Here is a 16082-nt window from a genome sequence, read left to right as displayed (position 1 = left end):
AAGACCGGGTCCACTCGACCCGGATCAGAACAAACGAAACCGGCGCGTCGATTTACCCGCCTCGTCGTCGGGGTCGACGCCGGGGTCGTCGGGCAGCCGCGTCAACTCCTGCGCCGGCTCGACGGCTTCGGCATCGTCCGGCACCGCGGCAAACGCCGCCGCGGCGACCGGTGTCACATGATCCTCGCCGGCACGGTTTTCGGTCTTTGCTTCGGTCGCGGTGCCCGGTGTCTCGGCAGCAACCGCTGTGTGCTCGATCGCCTCGGCTGTTTCCTGTACCGGCTTGGCTGAAGCCGCAATTGCCGGCACCGATGCCTCCTGCGTATCCTCATCGCTGTCGATCAACTGGCCGAGCCGCTCCATCGGCGCTCGCCATTCGAATGCATCGAGCCTGCCGGTGATCGGCGATACCGGAGCCCAGCGGTCGGAGACGACGCCGTCGGCGACCCAGGCCGGGTCGCGCGGCGCTCTCACCGCCTTCGACAGCAACTGCCGCACCTTGCCCTGGTCGCCGGTCTCGGCCTCCTCGATATCGGCCAGCAGCAGATAGGCGCCTTCGCGGCGATCGATGCGGATGGCGGCTTCGGCCTCGCGGCGGGCGGTTGAAAAGTCCTGCGCATCGAGCGCGGCGCGCGCCACGGCAAGCGAGGCCTCGGCATGGTTCTTCTTCAGGTCCTGCAGCTTCTTTGCCCGGTTCAGCCGGTCGAGCACGGCATCGCCGGGCCTGGCATGGGTGTAGAGCTCGGCGATCTCCGGGTGCGGCTCGGCCTTCCACGCCGCCTCGAGGATTTTCGAGCCCTTGCGCACGTCGTTCAGCCGAAACAGCAATTTCGCCGCGGCGACCGCCGCCGGCGCGAAATCCGGCCGCAGCCGGTTGGCTTCGAGAGCCGCCGTCCGGGCGGCATTGGCATCGCTGTCGATCAGCGCCTGCGCCTTGGCGGTCAGCAGCACAGCGCGGCGCCGGTTAGCGGCGTCGCGCTCGATCTGCCGCGTTGACTTCTGGGCGTCGACAAGTTTCAGCGCACCATCCCAGTCGCCACGCCCGGTCAGATCTTCCAGCGTCGATTCGGCCGCCCAGGCCAGCTGCGGCGCCACCGCCGCCGCACGGCCGGCATAGTGGCGGGCTGCGTTGCGGTCGCCGAGCCGCTCGGCTTCGAGATACAGTCCGCGCAGGCCGAGCAGCCGCATTTCGGGATCGTCGAGCATGGTCTCGAACTTTTCGCGGGCGCCCTCATGGTCGCCTTCGAGCAGCGAGGCCTGCGCGTCGAGCAGCTGGATCAGCGGCTCCTGGTCGGAGCGGATCAGCTTTGCCGCTTCCTTGGTCTTCTTGCGGGCGAGCGCGCCGTCACCGGCGCCGGCGGCGATCATGCCGGTCGACAGCGCCTGATAGCCGCGGTCGCGGCGCCGCACGCGGAAATAGCGCGAGATCGTATAGGGGCTGGTCCACAGCGCCTTGACCAGCCACCAGACGATCATCACCGCGGCAACCACGGCAACGATCGCCACCGCCGCGACCATCAGGCTGACCTGGTATTGATAGCCGTTGAAGGTGACGAGCATTTCACCCGGCCGGTCGGCCAGCCAGGCGAACCCGAGCCCGAGCGCAAAGACGACGGCAAGGAAGGCGAGGATGCGGATCATCGGGTTCCTCACGCCTTCATCGCGCCAGCGATGAGCGAATCGATCTGCGTCTCGACCTCCATCCGCGCTTTCAGTTTGCCGGCAAAGTCGGCGCCGGCGGCCTTGGCCGCTTCAGGCAGCGTTTCGTATTCGCTGAGCGCCTTGGCGTAGTCGCCCTGATTGACGGCGACCTCCATGCGGGCGACGGTTTCCGGGGCGCCGGCGCCCTCGACCGCACCGATCGGCCTGACCTTGACCAGCGATTCGGCGCTCGACAGCAGCTTTTGCAGGATGCCGGCATTCTGGTCGACAGGCGTCGCGGCAGCGACCATGGCGTTGGCGGTGGCGTCCGCTTCGGCGGCGATCTCGGCGCGCGTTGGGACGCCCTTTTCGGCATAGGCGCGCAGCGTCGCGATCTCGGGTGCATCGGGTGAGATCGCGGCAAAGGTTTCGAGTTCGGTCGCGAACGGCGCACCGCGGTCGAGCGCTGCCTTGAGCGCCGAGGCGGCAATGGCCAGCGCGATCTTCGGCTGCGAAGCCTGTGCATCGACCTTGCCCGAGAGCTGTGAAACCGACTGTTCCAGCGCCGCAAGCCGGCCTTCCTGCGCCTTTGCCGTCTCGCCGGCCGATTTCACCAGCGCGTCGAGCGCGGCCAGCCTTTCGTTGAGCGGCTCGAGATCGACCGGCGCCGTGCCGCCGGCCTTGCCGAGGCCCGCGACCGCCGTCTCGATCTGCCGGACCTTGTCGCCAAGTGCGGCCAGCCCGGCATTGTCGCCGGCGCCGCCTTGCTCGACCGCCGATTTGAGCGCCGTGACGTCCGCCCTGACCTGATCCAGCGCCGACGACAGCCCGTCCACCTTGGCTGATGCGTCATTGTTGGCGTCGGCCTGTCTGAGGTCCGCGACCTCGCGTTTCAGCGAAGCGATCTCACTATTGACGGGGTCGAGCGACACGCCGCCCGACCCCGGCGCCCCGAGCAGGCCGGCAAATTGCAGCCCGCCGGCGGCGGCCAGCGCGATGACGCCGCCGACAATACCGGCGGCGATGCCGTTGATGCCGCTCCGCTTCGGCTGCGCTGCCATATGGTCGTCCCTCGTCTCAGCTGTCTTCTCGCCGGAACCTGGTATCCTCGGTTCGTTGGCCCCGGTTCCGCTGGGTGCATCTTCGAAACTGTAGTCGGAAGCCGTGAAGCGACCGACCGGCGCATCCGAACCGGCCGGATAAGGGATTTCCGCTTCCCTGGCAGAATCGGCGCCTGCGTCCGTCGGCTCTTGCGTGCCGGCCCGCGCGGCTGCGTCGGCATGTTCCCATGGTTCGAGATCGGTCTGGTCGGCATGCACCGGCTCCTCAGGCGGCTCCGGCTGCGATGCGTTCGCCGCTTCCTCGGCCCGCGCCTCGTAGGTCTGCGCCGCGGCCGGCTGCTGCGAGCTGGCATCCTGTTCGTCGGCGACTCGCGAGACGGCGCCGGGCTCGAGATCGATGGTCACCGGCTCACGGCGGCTCTTGGAATGCCGCATCTTCGGCGTCTTGACCATGCTCGGGCTCCGCAAAATTCGCTTCGGGATGGTTTGAAGGGTCTAGCACATCACCAAGCGGTGAAAAGGGGCGGCGTGATGACGCCACGGCTTGGAGTTCAGTTTTGGCAAAACGCCGCAGCGGTTTTGGGACACGGCATGCGGAACCAGAAATGAAAAACCCGCCTCGGCGGCGGGTCGTTGGGGCGAATCAGCACCATGCTGAAATTATTAGCATAGCTGCCGGCACAAAGCAAGAACAAAATGTGCCCGAGCGCAATTGTCTCAGGTTGGTGGCTGCCCGCCAAGCTGCCGATCTCCCCCCTTGCGGGGGAGATGGCCGGCAGGCCAGAGGGGGGTGTGACAGAGCACCAACGTCTACCTAAACCCATCCCCCAACCGGCAATGGAGGGCTCGATTGGCTGACAGGTCGGAGGGACAGCACCCCCCTCTGCCCTGCCGGGCATCTCCCCCGCAAGGGGGGAGATCGGCAGCTTCGCCGACAGCGCCTGCTGCGGAATAAATTGAGGATGCCGGCAGGAGGTATGCCAACGTCCGGAACAGGCGGATGCCGGTCAGCGCCGCGCCCGCAAAAGTCCCAGCAGCGCGTCCTCGTTTGGTTGGGGCGCAATCCGGATCCTTTCGCCAGCGGCATCATCCAAGGCCGCGGCAATACGTCCCGACAATGCGAAAAAGCGCGTCTCTTCAAAAAAACCGCGCACCGCCGGCCGGCTAGCCAGGGCCTGCATCGCCATGGCCGCCTTGGCCGAATAGAGCAGCACCGCCTCGACCGGCCGGGCGGACAGGCGCGCAAGCACGGCCTCGTCGGAGTAATCCAGCACAACGGTGTCGTAGGTCTCGACGGCGCGGACCTGAGCGCCCGCCGCCTGCAGCCGCTCCTCGAAGCCCGGAAAGCGCACCCGCCCGCAGAGATAGACGATGGTCTGCCCCGCGTAACCACCAGCAAGCGCATCGGCCAGCGCCTCGGCATTCCCTGGGCCTTCGCTGACCGACAGAAACCCGGCCGCGCGGGCGGCTTCCGCCGTCTTCCTGCCGACGGTGTGGCACGGCAAGCCGGCGAGCGCCGCGATGACCTCTTTCGGCGCATGGCGAACGCCGTTGGCACTGGTGGCCGCGACCGCCGCAGCCGCATCGGCGACCGCGCCGACGTCGACGGGCAGCGCCACCGTTTCGGTCAGCGGCAGCAGGATCGGCTGAAAGCCGGCATCCGCAAGCCGGCGCGCCGTGCGCAAGGCGCCCGGTTCGGGTCTCGTCACCAGGACGCGGAGCATGTCAGGTCCAGCCGTCGAAGAATGTTTCGCCGGCTTTGGCCCGAACGGTCGCGGCGGCTTCCGCGCCAATGCGCGCCGCCTCCTGCGCTGGCCCTTCCAGCCTGACTTCATGCGACTGCGTGCCATCGGGCGAGATGATCAGCCCGGCAAAGGAAACCGTTGCGCCGGATATCGTCGCATGGCCGGCGATCGGGGTGCGGCAGGAGCCGTCGAGCGCCGCCAGGAAGGCGCGCTCGCAGGCCAGCGCCTGGCCGGTCGGCACGTCGTGGATTGCCGTCAGCATCGCTTCCACGTCGCGGTCGCCGATGCGGCTCTCGATACAGATCGCGCCTTGCCCCGGCGCCGGCGGAAAGACGTCGAGCGGCATCAGGTCGGTGACGACATTTTCGAGCCCGAGCCGCTTCAGCCCGGCATAGGCGAGGATGGTGCCGTCGGCGATGCCTTCGTCGAGCTTGCGCAGCCGCGTCTGCACATTGCCGCGAAACATCACCACGTCGATGTCCGGCCGCATCCGCCGGATCAGCGCCTGGCGCCTGAGCGACGACGAACCGACCCTGGCGCCTTGCGGCAGGCCGGCAATCGTTCGCGCCGCCTTGCCGATGAAGGCGTCACGCGCGTCCTCGCGCGGCAGGAAGGCGGCCAGCTCCAGCCCCTCGGGCAACAGCGTCGGCATGTCCTTCGACGAATGCACGGCGATGTCGATGCGCCGCGCCAGCAGCGCCTCCTCGATCTCCTTGGTGAACAGGCCCTTGCCGCCGGCTTCGGACAGCGGCCGGTCCTGGATGCGGTCGCCGCTGGTCGAGATGACGACCACCTCGAACGCCTCGGCCGACATGACATGCGCCGTCATCAGCCGCGCCTGCGTTTCATGCGCCTGCGCCAGTGCCAGCGGGCTGCCGCGTGTTCCGATTTTCAAGGTTGTTTGCATGGCGCGCCGTCCGTGATAACCCCCGGCAGGATCGAGGTCCGTCTTCCCGGCTTTCTCCTATCGGGGAAAGGCAGGCCGTACAATCCTTGGAGACAGCGACGAATTGATCCGCGTTCTGGGCATCGAGACGAGTTGCGACGAGACCGCCGCCAGCGTGGTGGCGCTGGACGATCGCAGCGCGCCCCAAATCCTGTCGAACATCGTGCTCAGCCAGATCGAGGAGCATGCCGCTTTCGGCGGCGTCGTGCCGGAGATCGCCGCGCGTGCCCATGTCGAGGCGCTGGACGGCATCATCGAGGCAGCGCTTGCTGATTCCGGCGTCGATCTCGCCGACATCGATGCGATTGCTGCCACCGCCGGTCCCGGTCTTGTCGGCGGACTGATCGTCGGCCTGATGACGGCAAAAGCAATCGCCGCGGCAGCTAAAAAACCGCTGATCGCCGTCAACCATCTCGAAGGCCACGCGCTGACGGCCAGATTGACCGACGGGCTCGACTTTCCCTACCTCTTGCTGCTGGTTTCCGGCGGCCATACCCAGATCGTCGCCGTGCGCGGCGTCGGCGACTACCAGCGCTGGGCGACGACCATCGACGACGCGCTTGGCGAAGCCTTCGACAAGACGGCCAAGATGCTCGGCCTGCCCTATCCGGGCGGACCGAATGTCGAGAAGGCGGCGGCAAATGGCGATGCGGCCCGTTTTGCGTTTCCGCGCCCGATGAAGGGCTCGGCGCAGCCCGATTTTTCCTTTTCCGGCCTCAAGACCGCAGTGCGCCAGGCGGCATCCGCGATCGCCCCGCTGAGCGACCAGGACGTCGCCGATATCTGCGCCTCGTTCCAGGCGGCGGTGGCGGATGCGCTCGGCGACCGTGTTTCGCGGGCGCTGACCAGGTTCCGTCAGCAATTCCCGGACAAGGCCGAGCCTGCGCTGGTTGTCGCCGGCGGCGTCGCCGCCAACCGGACGATCAAGGCGACATTGCAAGCGCTGTGCGAACAGGCCGGGTTCAGCTTCGTCGCCCCGCCGCTTAATCTCTGCACCGACAATGCGGCGATGATCGCCTGGGCCGGCATCGAGCGGCTGCGCGCCGGCATATCAGGCGAAAACGCCGCCGATTTCGTGCCGCGCTCGCGCTGGCCGCTGGACAGCGTCTCGGCCCCGATGGTCGGCTCTGGCCGGCGCGGGGCCAAGGCGTGACGAGCAAAGCCATGACGCGCAAAGCCAGCGCCGGCTGGCGTGTCGCCGTGCTTGGCGGCGGTGCCTGGGGCACGGCGCTGGCGCTGGCCATGCTGCGCGCCGGCCATTCGGTCCGGCTGTTCGCGCGCGACCCGGAGACCGTCGCGGCGATCGACCGTGGCGAAAATCCGCGCTATCTGCCCGGCATCGCGCTCGATCCCGGCATCGCGGCGACAAGTGACATCAAACTGGCTCTCGCCGACGCCGACTGCGTGCTGGCGGTGGCGCCGGCGCAATCGTTGCGCGCCATGCTGACGGCCGCGTCCAGCCATGTGCCGAAAGGCGTCCCGCTGGTGCTCTGCGCCAAGGGCATCGAGCGCGACACCGGCGCGCTGCTGTCGTCCATTGCCGAGGAAATCCTGCCGGCAAATCCGGTCGCCGCTTTGTCCGGCCCAAGCTTTGCCACCGACGTCGCCAGGGGCCTGCCCACGGCCGTGGTGGTCGCCGCCCGCGACGAGGCTCTGGCCACCGACCTTGCCGCCCGTTTCTCGGCTGAAAACCTGCGTTGTTATTCGAGCGACGACCTGATCGGCGTCGAGATCGGCGGCGCGCTGAAGAACGTCTTTGCCATCGCCGCGGGTGCCGTTACCGGCGCCGGGCTCGGCGCCAGCGCCCAGGCCGCAATGGTGACGCGCGGCTTCGTCGAATTGCGCCGCATCGGTGCCGCCTTCGGCGCAAAGCCGGAGACGCTGATGGGGCTTTCCGGCCTCGGCGACCTGCTGCTCACCTGCTCGTCCGCCCAGTCGCGCAATTTCGCCTATGGGCTGGCGCTCGGGCAAGGCAAGCCGCTTGCCGGCCTGCCTCTGGCTGAAGGCGTGCCGACGGCGGCGATCGCCGCCCGCATCGCCGGCGAGCGCCGGATCGACGCGCCGATCATCGCCGCCGTCGCCGCCATACTGGACGGCACCGTCACCATAGACCAGGCTGTGTCGGCGTTGATGACCAGGCCGCTCAAAACCGAAACCGACATGTAATCCCGAACGATTGCGGAGATGGAAAGATGCTGTTTGCGTTGATTTGCAAGGACAAGCCAGGAAGCCTGCAGGTGCGGCTCGATACGCGGCCTAAGCACCTTGCCTTCCTGGAAGGGCTGAACGGTGACAAGAAATTGGCCTTCGCCGGCCCGTTCCTCGACGCAGACGGCAAGCCGAACGGCACTCTCGCCGTTGTCGAGGCGCCCGATCTGGCTGCGGCAAAAGCCCTGTCGGCGGCCGATCCCTATACCAAGGCAGGGCTGTTCGAAAGCGTCGAAATCCGGCAGTGGAACTGGAGCTTCAACAAACCGGCGGGTATCTAAATGCATGTCGCGCAAAAGTGTGCAGCGGTTTTGTGATAACGACATGCATAAAACAAGAACCTGAAGCGCGTCGCATGACGCCGGTCGAACGCGACGCGCTTTTAGTCGCGACGGCACCTGAGGAGGAGCAAGACAATGAACTACTGGCTGTTCAAATCCGAACCCTCGGTCTTCTCCTTCGAGGACCTCAAGGCCAAGGGCAAGGCCGGCACGCAATGGGACGGCGTGCGCAATTATGCGGCGCGCAACAACATGAAGGCGATGCAGATCGGCGATCTCGGCTTTTTCTACCATTCCAATGATGGGCTCGACATAGTCGGCATCGCCGAAATCTGCGCTCTGGCCCATCAGGACAGCACGACCGACGATCCCCGCTGGGAGTGCGTCGATATCCGCGCCTTCAAGGACATGCCGAAGCCGGTGACGCTGGAACAGGCCAAGGCCAATCCAAAGCTGGCCGACATGGCGCTGGTGCGGCTCGGGCGGCTGTCCGTGCAGCCGGTGACGCCTGCCGAATGGCAGGAGGTCTGCCGCATGAGCGGACTGACGCCGGCGCCATGACGGCGCTGACGCCGGACAGTGCCAAGAAATTCATCCTCGACAACACGGCGCTGATGGCGCCGCCGCATGTGCCGGAGATACGCCTGCAGCTGGCCGACGAGGCGCATGAATTGTGGCAGCGGACCGAGGATGAGCTGACCGAAATCGGCCTGCCGCCGCCCTTCTGGGCCTTCGCCTGGGCCGGCGGCCAAGGCCTTGCCCGCTACATCCTCGACAATCCGGCGGCGGTGCGCGGCAGGCGCGTGCTCGACTTCGCCTCCGGCTCCGGCCTCGTCGCCATTGCAGCAGTGAAGGCCGGATCTGCCGAGGTGATCGCCGCCGACATCGACCCGTTCTGCGCGACCGCGGTCCGCCTCAATGCCGAGGCCAATGGCGTCGAGATAGAATTCCTCGCCGGCGACTGCATCGGCACCGATGCGGGCTGGGATCTGGTGCTGGCCGGCGACGTCTTCTACGACAAAGCTTTCGCCGACAGGCTGATGCCGTGGTTCGCAGCGTTGAAGGCGCGCGGCGCCGACATCCTCGTCGGCGATCCCGGCCGCTCCTATTTGCCGAAGACCGGGCTGGAACCGCTTGCCGTCTACGAAGTGGCGGTGACCCGCGCGCTGGAGGACGCCGAGGTCAAGCGCACCACCGTCTGGTGCCTTGCTTGACGGCATCGCCGAACAGGCGTTCCATCGCGCAATCGACCGGAGGGAATCATGGATTTTTCAGCAATCAATTGGCTGGCGGTAATCGTCGCCGCCGTGGTGGCGTGGCTGTTCGGCGCGGCCTGGTATATGGGCCTGAGCAAGCCGTGGCTGAAGGCCGCCAAGCTTGATCCGGCGACGATGAGCAAGTCGATGCTGCCCTTCGTCGTCTCCTTCGTCGCGGAGCTTGTCATGGCGCTGGTCATGTCGCTGATCATCGGCGCAGTGACCGGCGGCGAACCGAGCCTGCTTGCCGGGGTGATCTTCGGCTTCGTTCTCTGGCTGGGGTTCGTCGCCACGACGCTTTCGGTCAACCATCGCTACGAAGGTTTCGGCTGGGATCTGACGCTCATCGATGTCGGCCATTGGCTCGGCGTGATGCTTCTCATCGGCGCGGTGATCGGCTGGTTCGGCGCGGCGGCGACAGGCTGACCTTTAGGCGGCGACAGGCTGACCTTTAGGTTGGGGTCTTGCCGACTTCCTCGAGAAGCCAATCGCGAAAGGCGACGATGCGCGGATCGTTCGCCGCATTTTCGGGATAGACCAGGAAATAGGCGAACTCGGGCGCGACCTTGATGCCGAGTTCGAACGGCCGGATCAGCCGGCCTTCCGAAAGGTCGTTTGCCACCATGGCGAAATCGGCGAGCGCAACCGCGTTGCCGTCGAGCGCGGCCTGCACGGCATCCGTCGAATTGCCGAACACGATGGTCCGGCTGTCGTCGAAATCGTCGACGCCCGCCGCCGCCATCCACATGCTCCAGTTCGGCCAGGTGACGCCCTGGCGCGACCACTCGATATGCGCCAGCGTATGATGGAACAGGTCGCGTGGCTCCTTGAGCGGCGGCCCTGACCGCAGCAAGGCCGGACTGCAGACGGGAATGATGACGTTTTCGAACAGCCGGTGCGAGCGAAGCCCCGGATATTTGCCGGCGCCGAAACGGATGCCGACATCGACATCGTCGCGGTCGAAATCGCGCACCTCATAGCTGATATCGAAGCGCAGCTCGATTGCCGGATGCTGTTTGCGAAAATCGTCGACGCGCCGCATCAGCCACTTCGTCGCGAATTGCGCATCGAGGGTGACCTTCAGCAGCGCCGATCCGCGCGCCGTCTTCTGCGCCCGTGAGACCGCGCGGCCAAGCAGGTCGAGCGCGTCGGTCGAGGCCTCGAACAGCACCGCACCCGCCTCGGTGAGCCGGATTGTGCGGCTGGTGCGTGTGAACAGCATGATGCCGAGCTGATCCTCGATTTCCTTGATCTGGTGGCTGACCGCTGCCGGCGTCAGGCCGAGCTCGTCGGCGGCGCGGGTGAAATTGAGGTGCCGGGCCGCCGCCTCCAGCGTCCGCAGCGCACGGGTTCCAGGCAGCAGGCGCGCCATCAGGGCCAGACGAGGAGGGTTCGGTCGAGCATTCCAATCCTCAAACAAAACTTGAAGATGCAGAAAAAACTACTCGTTTCCCGTTTGAATTTCAATCCGCCATGATCTGAGCATCGAAGAAACATCAAACCGGATTTGATGTCCGGAGAAGCGGATTGCACCATGTCTGACATCGCCCTGCGCTCTGTAACCCTCCGCCCGGCCTGGCTGCGCGCCGTGCTCGACTGGCTTCGGCACGCGAGAATCGCGGCCAATCTTCCCTACGAGAATGTCGAGGATCTCTCCGATCGCCAGCTGCGCGACATCGGTAGCGAACGCAAGGACATCGCACGCGCCATGGACCGCGAACTCGGCCGGCTCGGCCTTCTCGACATAGGGTGGCAAAGGAGTAGGGGAGTAGGGGAGTAGGGGAGTAGGGGAGCTAAGCGGCGCGCCCGCCCCTGTCTCTACTTTTACTGCCCTATTCCCCTACTCCCTTATTCCCCTATTCCCTTACCTTACCACCCTCACCACCGTCCGCTCCGACAGCAGCGGCAGCAGCCGTGCCATGGTGCGGGCTGTTACCGCGACGCAGCCTTGCGTCGGCGTGAAGCCGGGGCGCGCCAGGTGGAAGAAGATGGCGCTGCCGCGCCCGCGCCGGCGCGGCACAATGTTCCAGTCCAGCACCAGGCAGGCATCGTAGAGATCGTCGGCCCGCTGCATCCGCTCATGGCTGGCGCCATAGGGGATTTTGACCGGGCGGTTGTAGTTGCGGTCCCCAGGCACTTCGCACCAGCCGAGGTCGCGGCCGATCGGCGTCATCGCCAGCCGCGTCCGGCGGCCGCTGGAAAAACGGTCGCCGCGAAAATATCCCGACAATATCCGCATCGAGGCGAGCGGCGTGGCGCCATCGCCCTCGCGCTTGCCGGCCGAGATGCCGCCATGCCCCAGCGCACATGGAAACACGAGTTTGCCGGCCTGTAGAAAGCCCTGGCTGGCATGGCCGGGCCGCGCGCGCACGGTGAGCACGGTAAGCCCTTTCGGCAAAATTGCGCCGACTGCATTGCGATCGTGTTTTTTCTTGTATGATCGTGCCACGGAACAAATCACTGTGAACGGCTGTTGTGCCGGTCAGCTTCCGCATAAACAGGCAGCGGTCAACTGAAATCTCTTTTCAAAACAACGGATTGATCCATGACTTCACGCACCATTCTGATCGTCGACGACGATGACGACCTGCGCGGCACCCTTGTCGAGCAATTGTCGCTTTATGAGGAATTCGATGTCCTGCAGGAAGCGACCGCCGCCAAAGGCGTCGCCGCGGCGCGCGGCGGGCTTATCGACCTGCTCATCATGGATGTCGGCCTGCCCGACATGGATGGCCGCGAGGCGGTGAAGATATTGCGCAAGGGCGGCTACAAGGCGCCGATCATCATGCTGACCGGCCACGACACCGATTCCGACACGATCCTTGGTCTCGAGGCCGGCGCCAACGACTATGTGACCAAGCCGTTCCGCTTTGCCGTGCTGCTGGCCCGCATTCGCGCCCAGCTGCGCCAGCACGAGCAGAGCGAGGACGCCACTTTCTCGGTCGGCCCCTACACGTTCAAGCCCAGCCAGAAGCTTCTGATCGACCCGCGCGGCGCCAAGGTGCGGCTGACCGAAAAGGAAGCCTCGATCATCAAATATCTCTACCGCGCCGACCAGAAGGTGGTGACCCGCGACGTGCTGCTGGAGGAAGTCTGGGGCTACAATTCCGGCGTCACCACGCATACGCTCGAAACCCACGTCTACCGGCTGCGCCAGAAGATCGAGCGCGATCCTTCCAACGCGGAAATTCTCGTGACAGAAAGCGGCGGCTACAAGCTGGTTCCTTAAACATTTCATTATTCAAATAAGCGATCCGGGCGGGGCGCTTTTCGGGTACGGTCCTGAGCTGGAGGTGGGTCTGGATCGAACTCGCGGAGGCATCGGGTCCAAGGAGCGGAACCGATTTTTGAAACGCCTTGCGCGTCCGGGGGACGCGCGGCGCTCTAGGGAGGAGTGGGACTGACGGTTCGGGGACATAGCTAGATGGCGCTGGATGACGACATCCGCATCCTGTCCACCGTGAGGCTCTTCGAGGGCTTTACGCAGGAACAGCTGCGTCTGCTCGCCTTCGGCGCCGAAACCACCATGCTGAAAGCCGACCACAAGCTTTATCGCGAGGACGACGAAGCTGATTCGGCCTACATCGTGGTCAGCGGCCGCATCGTGCTCTATCGCGAGCACGACGGGGAGCGCATCCCGATCGGCACCGCCGGTCCCGGCACCATACTCAGCGAACTGGCGCTGATCGCCGACACCAACCGGCTGACCAGCGCCTCCGCCGAAATCGATTCGGAAGTGCTGCGGCTCAGCCGCAAGATGTTCCGCCGCATCCTCGAGGAATACCCGGAGCTGGCGGTTCACTTGCACCAGCGCATATTGGAGGATTTCCAGGCGATGATCCGCCGGATCGAGGAACTTGGGCCGCGTTTTGCCGGCTAATGTAGCGCCTCTGGTTTAACCAGATTTCGGAATTTGCGAGTTCTCAAGGCCGGTGCGTTGCGGAAACAAGCTCGGCCTTGCGCCGCGCCGTCTCCAGTCCGAGCGCAATGAAGCGGCGCGCATGTTTGGCCAGCTCCATATTGTCGGTCCACAGATTGCGCCAGATCGCGGTTTTCCGCGACAGGTTCTCGTCGACGATTTCCGACGAGAAGGATTCGAAGCTGAGGTCGTCGCTGTAGCCGATAGCGGTCAGCGCATCGAATATCCCGGCGAAATCGATATTGCCGGTGCCGAGGAAGCCGCGATGGCTCTCGCCGATATGGACATAGCCGATTTTCTTTGCGGCGTTGCGGATGGCCAATCCGACATCGGCCTCCTCGATGTTCATGTGGAACGTGTCGAGATGCAGGAAGATGTTGTCGGAGCCGCTGTCCTCGATAAAGGCCATGCCTTGCGCGGCGGTGTTGAGCAGGTTGCTTTCGAAGCGGTTGACGATCTCGAGGTTGAGGGTGACGCCGGCTGACTTTGCCGTCTCCGCCACCTCGGCAAGCGTGCCGGCGCTGCGGTTCCACTGGTCGCGCGTCGGCGCCTCGCTCTGCAAGCCGTGGCTGGTGCTGAGGATGCCGGCAACCTTCTGGCCGCCGAGATCGCGAGTCAGCGCGATCGTACGTTTCAGGATTTCGACGCCGTGCGCCGCAATCGTTTTGTCGGCGCTCGAAATATCGCCGTCGGCCGGCAGTCCGATGCTGATCGCGACGCCGAGGCCGAGATCGGCTATCCGCTTGGCCAAGCCGTCAATGTCGACATTGGCGGGGTCGAGATAGGAGAATTCGATCAGGTCGAAGCCGGCTTCGCTGGTGTTGGCCAGCGTCCGCTCGAGATCGCTCTGCGTCGAGCTCGCCGACCAGACGAATGAGTGGATTCCGATGCGCGACATGATTGTCTCCGGTTATTCCAGCAGTAGCGGACCCAAGTCCAAATCGGTGTTTGGCAATCCGTTGCTCAGACAAAAAAGGTGCGGCCGGTCATCCCGGCCGCACCAGGCTTGGGAGGTTTAGCGAGCTGCGGTCCAGCCCTTGTAATCCTTCAAATTGTCGGCCGTGATCAGCTTCGGGTCGAGCAGCACCGTCGGCTCGGCCGGCTTCTTGCCGGCAAGCAGGTCAGCCGCCATCGTCAGCGACTGGCCGGCCATCACATAGGGATCCTGCGAGGCCGAGGCCTTGATCATCGACGTGCCGGAAGCGAGTTCCTTCTCGATATCGGGCGCGCCGTCGACCGCCGTGAAGATGAACTCCGAGCGGTTGAGCTGCTTGGCCGCAAGCTGGGCGCCGATCGCCGTCGGATCGTTGATGGCGAACACCGCGTCGATCTTGTCGAAACGGGTCAGCAGCGACTGAAACACTTTCAAGCCGCCGTCACGTGAGCCTTCGGCGTTCTGGTCGTCTGAAAGGACCTTGATGTCGGGGTGTTTTGCCAGCACGTCCTTGCAGCCCTTGACCCTCTCCAGGATCGACGACGAGGCCGGGCCGTTGAGGATGACGTAGTCGCCCTTGCCGCCGGTATGGTCGACCAGATACTGGCACGCCTCTTCGCCGGCCTTGACATTGTTGGTCATCACGGTGACGTCGGCGCCCGGCGCCGAAACGTCAAAAGCGGCAACGACGATGCCGGCCGCCTGTGCCTTCTTCACCGCCGGTGCGATCGCCTTGGCATCGACGGCATTGAGCATGATGACGTCGACGCCGGCGGCGATGAAGGAATCGACCTGCGAGACCTGCTTGTTGAGATCGTAGTCGGCCGATACCGATGTCACCTGCACATTCGGGTTGATTTTCTTGGCCGCGTCCTCGATGCCCTTGATGGTGGCGACGAAGAACGGGTTGCCGAGCAGGCCGACCGAGATGCCGACCTTGTTCAGGTCCTTGGCCGATGCCGGCGCGATGACGGCGGCTGCAAGGGCGACGCCGCAGAGCAGTTTAGCGATGATCTTCATAGTTTTATTTTCCTCCTGATGCCCGCGCCTCTCACGGTGCGTTACACATGAAACCGGCTCGATGGACGCCGGCGACTAAGGGCCATCACGTTCTTGCTCCTGCCTGGAGCCGGTAACGGTCGAGGGCGACCGCCACGATGATGACCAATCCCTTGATGATGTACTGCCAGATGTCGGAAACACCGGCGAGGATGAGCCCATTTGACAGCACGGCGATGATCAGGCCGCCGATCAGCGTGCCCCAGATCGAGCCGACGCCGCCGACGAAGCTGGTGCCGCCGAGGATGACCGCGGCAATGGCGTCGAGTTCGTAGGACTGGCCGAGCTGCAGCCCGTTGGCGGCATAGAGCCGGGCCGCCGACATGGCGCCGCCAAGGCCGGCCAGAAGGCCGGAAACGCCGTAGACGAAGAGCAGCACCAGCGGCACCTTGATGCCGGTCAGTCTGGCGGCCTCGGCGTTGCCGCCGACGGCGTAGATCCAGGTGCCAAGCACGGTGCGCTTGAGCACCAGCCAGGACAGCACCACGACCGCCAGCGCGATGATGACCAGCCATGGAACGCCGAACAGCGAACCGTTGCCGATGAAGTCGAACGGCAGGTCCGAGTTGAACACCGTCGTGTCCTGGCCAAGCAACCGGGCGACGCCGCGCACGGCGGTCAGTGATCCCAGCGTGACGATGAAGGGCGGCAGCTTGATGTAGGCGATCAGCAGGCCGTTGATGACGCCGAAGCCGAGCCCGACGAGAATGGCCGCCGGCACGCCCAGCAGTCCCCAATCGGGCACCAGCGACACCATCACCGCCACCATCGCCGAGGCGGCAAGGATCGAGCCGACGGACAGGTCGATGCCGCCGGTCAGGATGACGAAGGTCATGCCGGCCGCCAACACGATGTTGATCGACGATTGCTGCATGACGATCAGCAGATTGGTCTGGGTGAAAAAGCGCGGGTTGATGAACTGGAAGCCGACCGCCAGCAGAATCAGGATCGGCAGCATGCCGAGCGCAGCGATGGCGGTGCGCCACCTTGTGCTCCTGCCCACCGCCCGGTCGTCCGCTTTCATCGTGTCGG

Annotated in this window: 18 protein-coding genes; 9 read left to right on the top strand and 9 right to left on the bottom strand. The window is 65.2% G+C overall.

Annotated elements, in window-relative coordinates; all coding sequences use genetic code 11:
* Positions 1 to 24: 24 nt before the first annotated feature.
* The 4 genes from NKH29_RS03320 to hemC form a co-directional block, all read right to left on the bottom strand.
* Positions 25 to 1641 (bottom strand): heme biosynthesis protein HemY, encoded by a 1617-nt coding sequence (locus NKH29_RS03320; protein WP_023721373.1) that lies wholly within the window; start codon positions 1639 to 1641, stop codon positions 25 to 27.
* Positions 1642 to 1649: 8 nt separating this feature from the next.
* On the bottom strand, positions 1650 to 3155 hold the full coding sequence (locus tag NKH29_RS03315) for a COG4223 family protein (protein WP_023721374.1): 1506 nt from the start codon (positions 3153 to 3155) through the stop codon (positions 1650 to 1652).
* A 554-nt stretch (positions 3156 to 3709) separates the two neighbouring features.
* Positions 3710 to 4426, bottom strand: a complete 717-nt coding sequence (locus NKH29_RS03310) for a uroporphyrinogen-III synthase (RefSeq protein ID WP_352643902.1) — start codon at positions 4424 to 4426, stop codon at positions 3710 to 3712.
* 1 nt (position 4427) lies between these two features.
* Positions 4428 to 5354 carry a hydroxymethylbilane synthase gene (gene hemC, locus NKH29_RS03305; RefSeq protein WP_352999022.1) on the bottom strand — a complete coding sequence of 309 codons (927 nt, stop codon included), beginning with the start codon at positions 5352 to 5354 and terminating at the stop codon, positions 4428 to 4430.
* Positions 5355 to 5460: 106 nt separating this feature from the next.
* Between hemC and tsaD the strand changes: the two genes are divergently transcribed.
* The 6 genes from tsaD to NKH29_RS03275 all read left to right on the top strand — a co-directional run bounded on the left by tsaD (position 5461) and on the right by NKH29_RS03275 (position 9564).
* Entirely contained in the window at positions 5461 to 6546 is a 1086-nt protein-coding gene (gene tsaD, locus NKH29_RS03300; RefSeq protein WP_352861565.1) for a tRNA (adenosine(37)-N6)-threonylcarbamoyltransferase complex transferase subunit TsaD, read from the top strand.
* 11 nt (positions 6547 to 6557) lie between these two features.
* On the top strand, positions 6558 to 7559 hold the full coding sequence (locus NKH29_RS03295) for an NAD(P)H-dependent glycerol-3-phosphate dehydrogenase (RefSeq protein ID WP_352643901.1): 1002 nt from the start codon (positions 6558 to 6560) through the stop codon (positions 7557 to 7559).
* Positions 7560 to 7585: 26 nt separating this feature from the next.
* The gene (locus tag NKH29_RS03290) at positions 7586 to 7882 is read left to right on the top strand and encodes a YciI-like protein (RefSeq protein ID WP_023721379.1); all 297 of its coding nucleotides are present in this window, start codon (positions 7586 to 7588) and stop codon (positions 7880 to 7882) included.
* Positions 7883 to 8017: 135 nt separating this feature from the next.
* Entirely contained in the window at positions 8018 to 8443 is a 426-nt protein-coding gene (locus tag NKH29_RS03285) for an EVE domain-containing protein (protein WP_352494080.1), read from the top strand.
* Complete coding sequence (locus tag NKH29_RS03280) at positions 8440 to 9096, top strand: class I SAM-dependent methyltransferase (RefSeq protein ID WP_023721381.1); 657 nt, start codon at positions 8440 to 8442, stop codon at positions 9094 to 9096. Before NKH29_RS03285 ends, NKH29_RS03280 begins: the two co-directional genes overlap by 4 nt.
* A 48-nt stretch (positions 9097 to 9144) precedes the next feature.
* Positions 9145 to 9564 (top strand): DUF1761 domain-containing protein, encoded by a 420-nt coding sequence (locus NKH29_RS03275; protein WP_023721382.1) that lies wholly within the window; start codon positions 9145 to 9147, stop codon positions 9562 to 9564.
* 25 nt (positions 9565 to 9589) lie between these two features.
* Here NKH29_RS03275 and gcvA read toward each other — a convergent pair whose 3' ends face one another.
* Entirely contained in the window at positions 9590 to 10510 is a 921-nt protein-coding gene (gene gcvA / locus NKH29_RS03270) for a transcriptional regulator GcvA (protein ID WP_352999020.1), read from the bottom strand.
* 162 nt (positions 10511 to 10672) lie between these two features.
* On the opposite strand from gcvA, the gene NKH29_RS03265 reads away from it, so the two are divergent.
* Positions 10673 to 10918 carry a hypothetical protein gene (locus NKH29_RS03265; protein WP_023721384.1) on the top strand — a complete coding sequence of 82 codons (246 nt, stop codon included), beginning with the start codon at positions 10673 to 10675 and terminating at the stop codon, positions 10916 to 10918.
* Between the two features lie 84 nt (positions 10919 to 11002).
* Here NKH29_RS03265 and NKH29_RS03260 read toward each other — a convergent pair whose 3' ends face one another.
* Positions 11003 to 11539 (bottom strand): L,D-transpeptidase family protein, encoded by a 537-nt coding sequence (locus tag NKH29_RS03260; RefSeq protein WP_245278686.1) that lies wholly within the window; start codon positions 11537 to 11539, stop codon positions 11003 to 11005.
* 144 nt (positions 11540 to 11683) lie between these two features.
* Between NKH29_RS03260 and NKH29_RS03255 the strand changes: the two genes are divergently transcribed.
* Positions 11684 to 12367 (top strand): response regulator transcription factor, encoded by a 684-nt coding sequence (locus NKH29_RS03255; protein ID WP_023721386.1) that lies wholly within the window; start codon positions 11684 to 11686, stop codon positions 12365 to 12367.
* 195 nt (positions 12368 to 12562) lie between these two features.
* Positions 12563 to 13018: a Crp/Fnr family transcriptional regulator gene (locus NKH29_RS03250; RefSeq protein ID WP_023680480.1), complete on the top strand. Its 456-nt coding sequence runs from the start codon at positions 12563 to 12565 to the stop codon at positions 13016 to 13018.
* 43 nt (positions 13019 to 13061) lie between these two features.
* Here NKH29_RS03250 and NKH29_RS03245 read toward each other — a convergent pair whose 3' ends face one another.
* From NKH29_RS03245 to NKH29_RS03235, 3 genes are all read right to left on the bottom strand, one after another.
* Positions 13062 to 13955 carry a sugar phosphate isomerase/epimerase family protein gene (locus tag NKH29_RS03245; RefSeq protein WP_352494078.1) on the bottom strand — a complete coding sequence of 298 codons (894 nt, stop codon included), beginning with the start codon at positions 13953 to 13955 and terminating at the stop codon, positions 13062 to 13064.
* Positions 13956 to 14072: 117 nt separating this feature from the next.
* Positions 14073 to 15011 carry an ABC transporter substrate-binding protein gene (locus tag NKH29_RS03240; RefSeq protein ID WP_023721388.1) on the bottom strand — a complete coding sequence of 313 codons (939 nt, stop codon included), beginning with the start codon at positions 15009 to 15011 and terminating at the stop codon, positions 14073 to 14075.
* A gap of 85 nt (positions 15012 to 15096) precedes the next feature.
* Positions 15097 to 16074: an ABC transporter permease subunit gene (locus NKH29_RS03235; protein ID WP_502896313.1), complete on the bottom strand. Its 978-nt coding sequence runs from the start codon at positions 16072 to 16074 to the stop codon at positions 15097 to 15099.
* Positions 16075 to 16082: the final 8 nt, after the last annotated feature.

Origin of the sequence: Mesorhizobium sp. M1295 (genome assembly GCF_040318135.1) — a bacterium.
In the GTDB taxonomy this organism is placed as follows: domain Bacteria; phylum Pseudomonadota; class Alphaproteobacteria; order Rhizobiales; family Rhizobiaceae; genus Mesorhizobium.
This window is presented reverse-complemented; position numbering and strand designations above follow the sequence as displayed.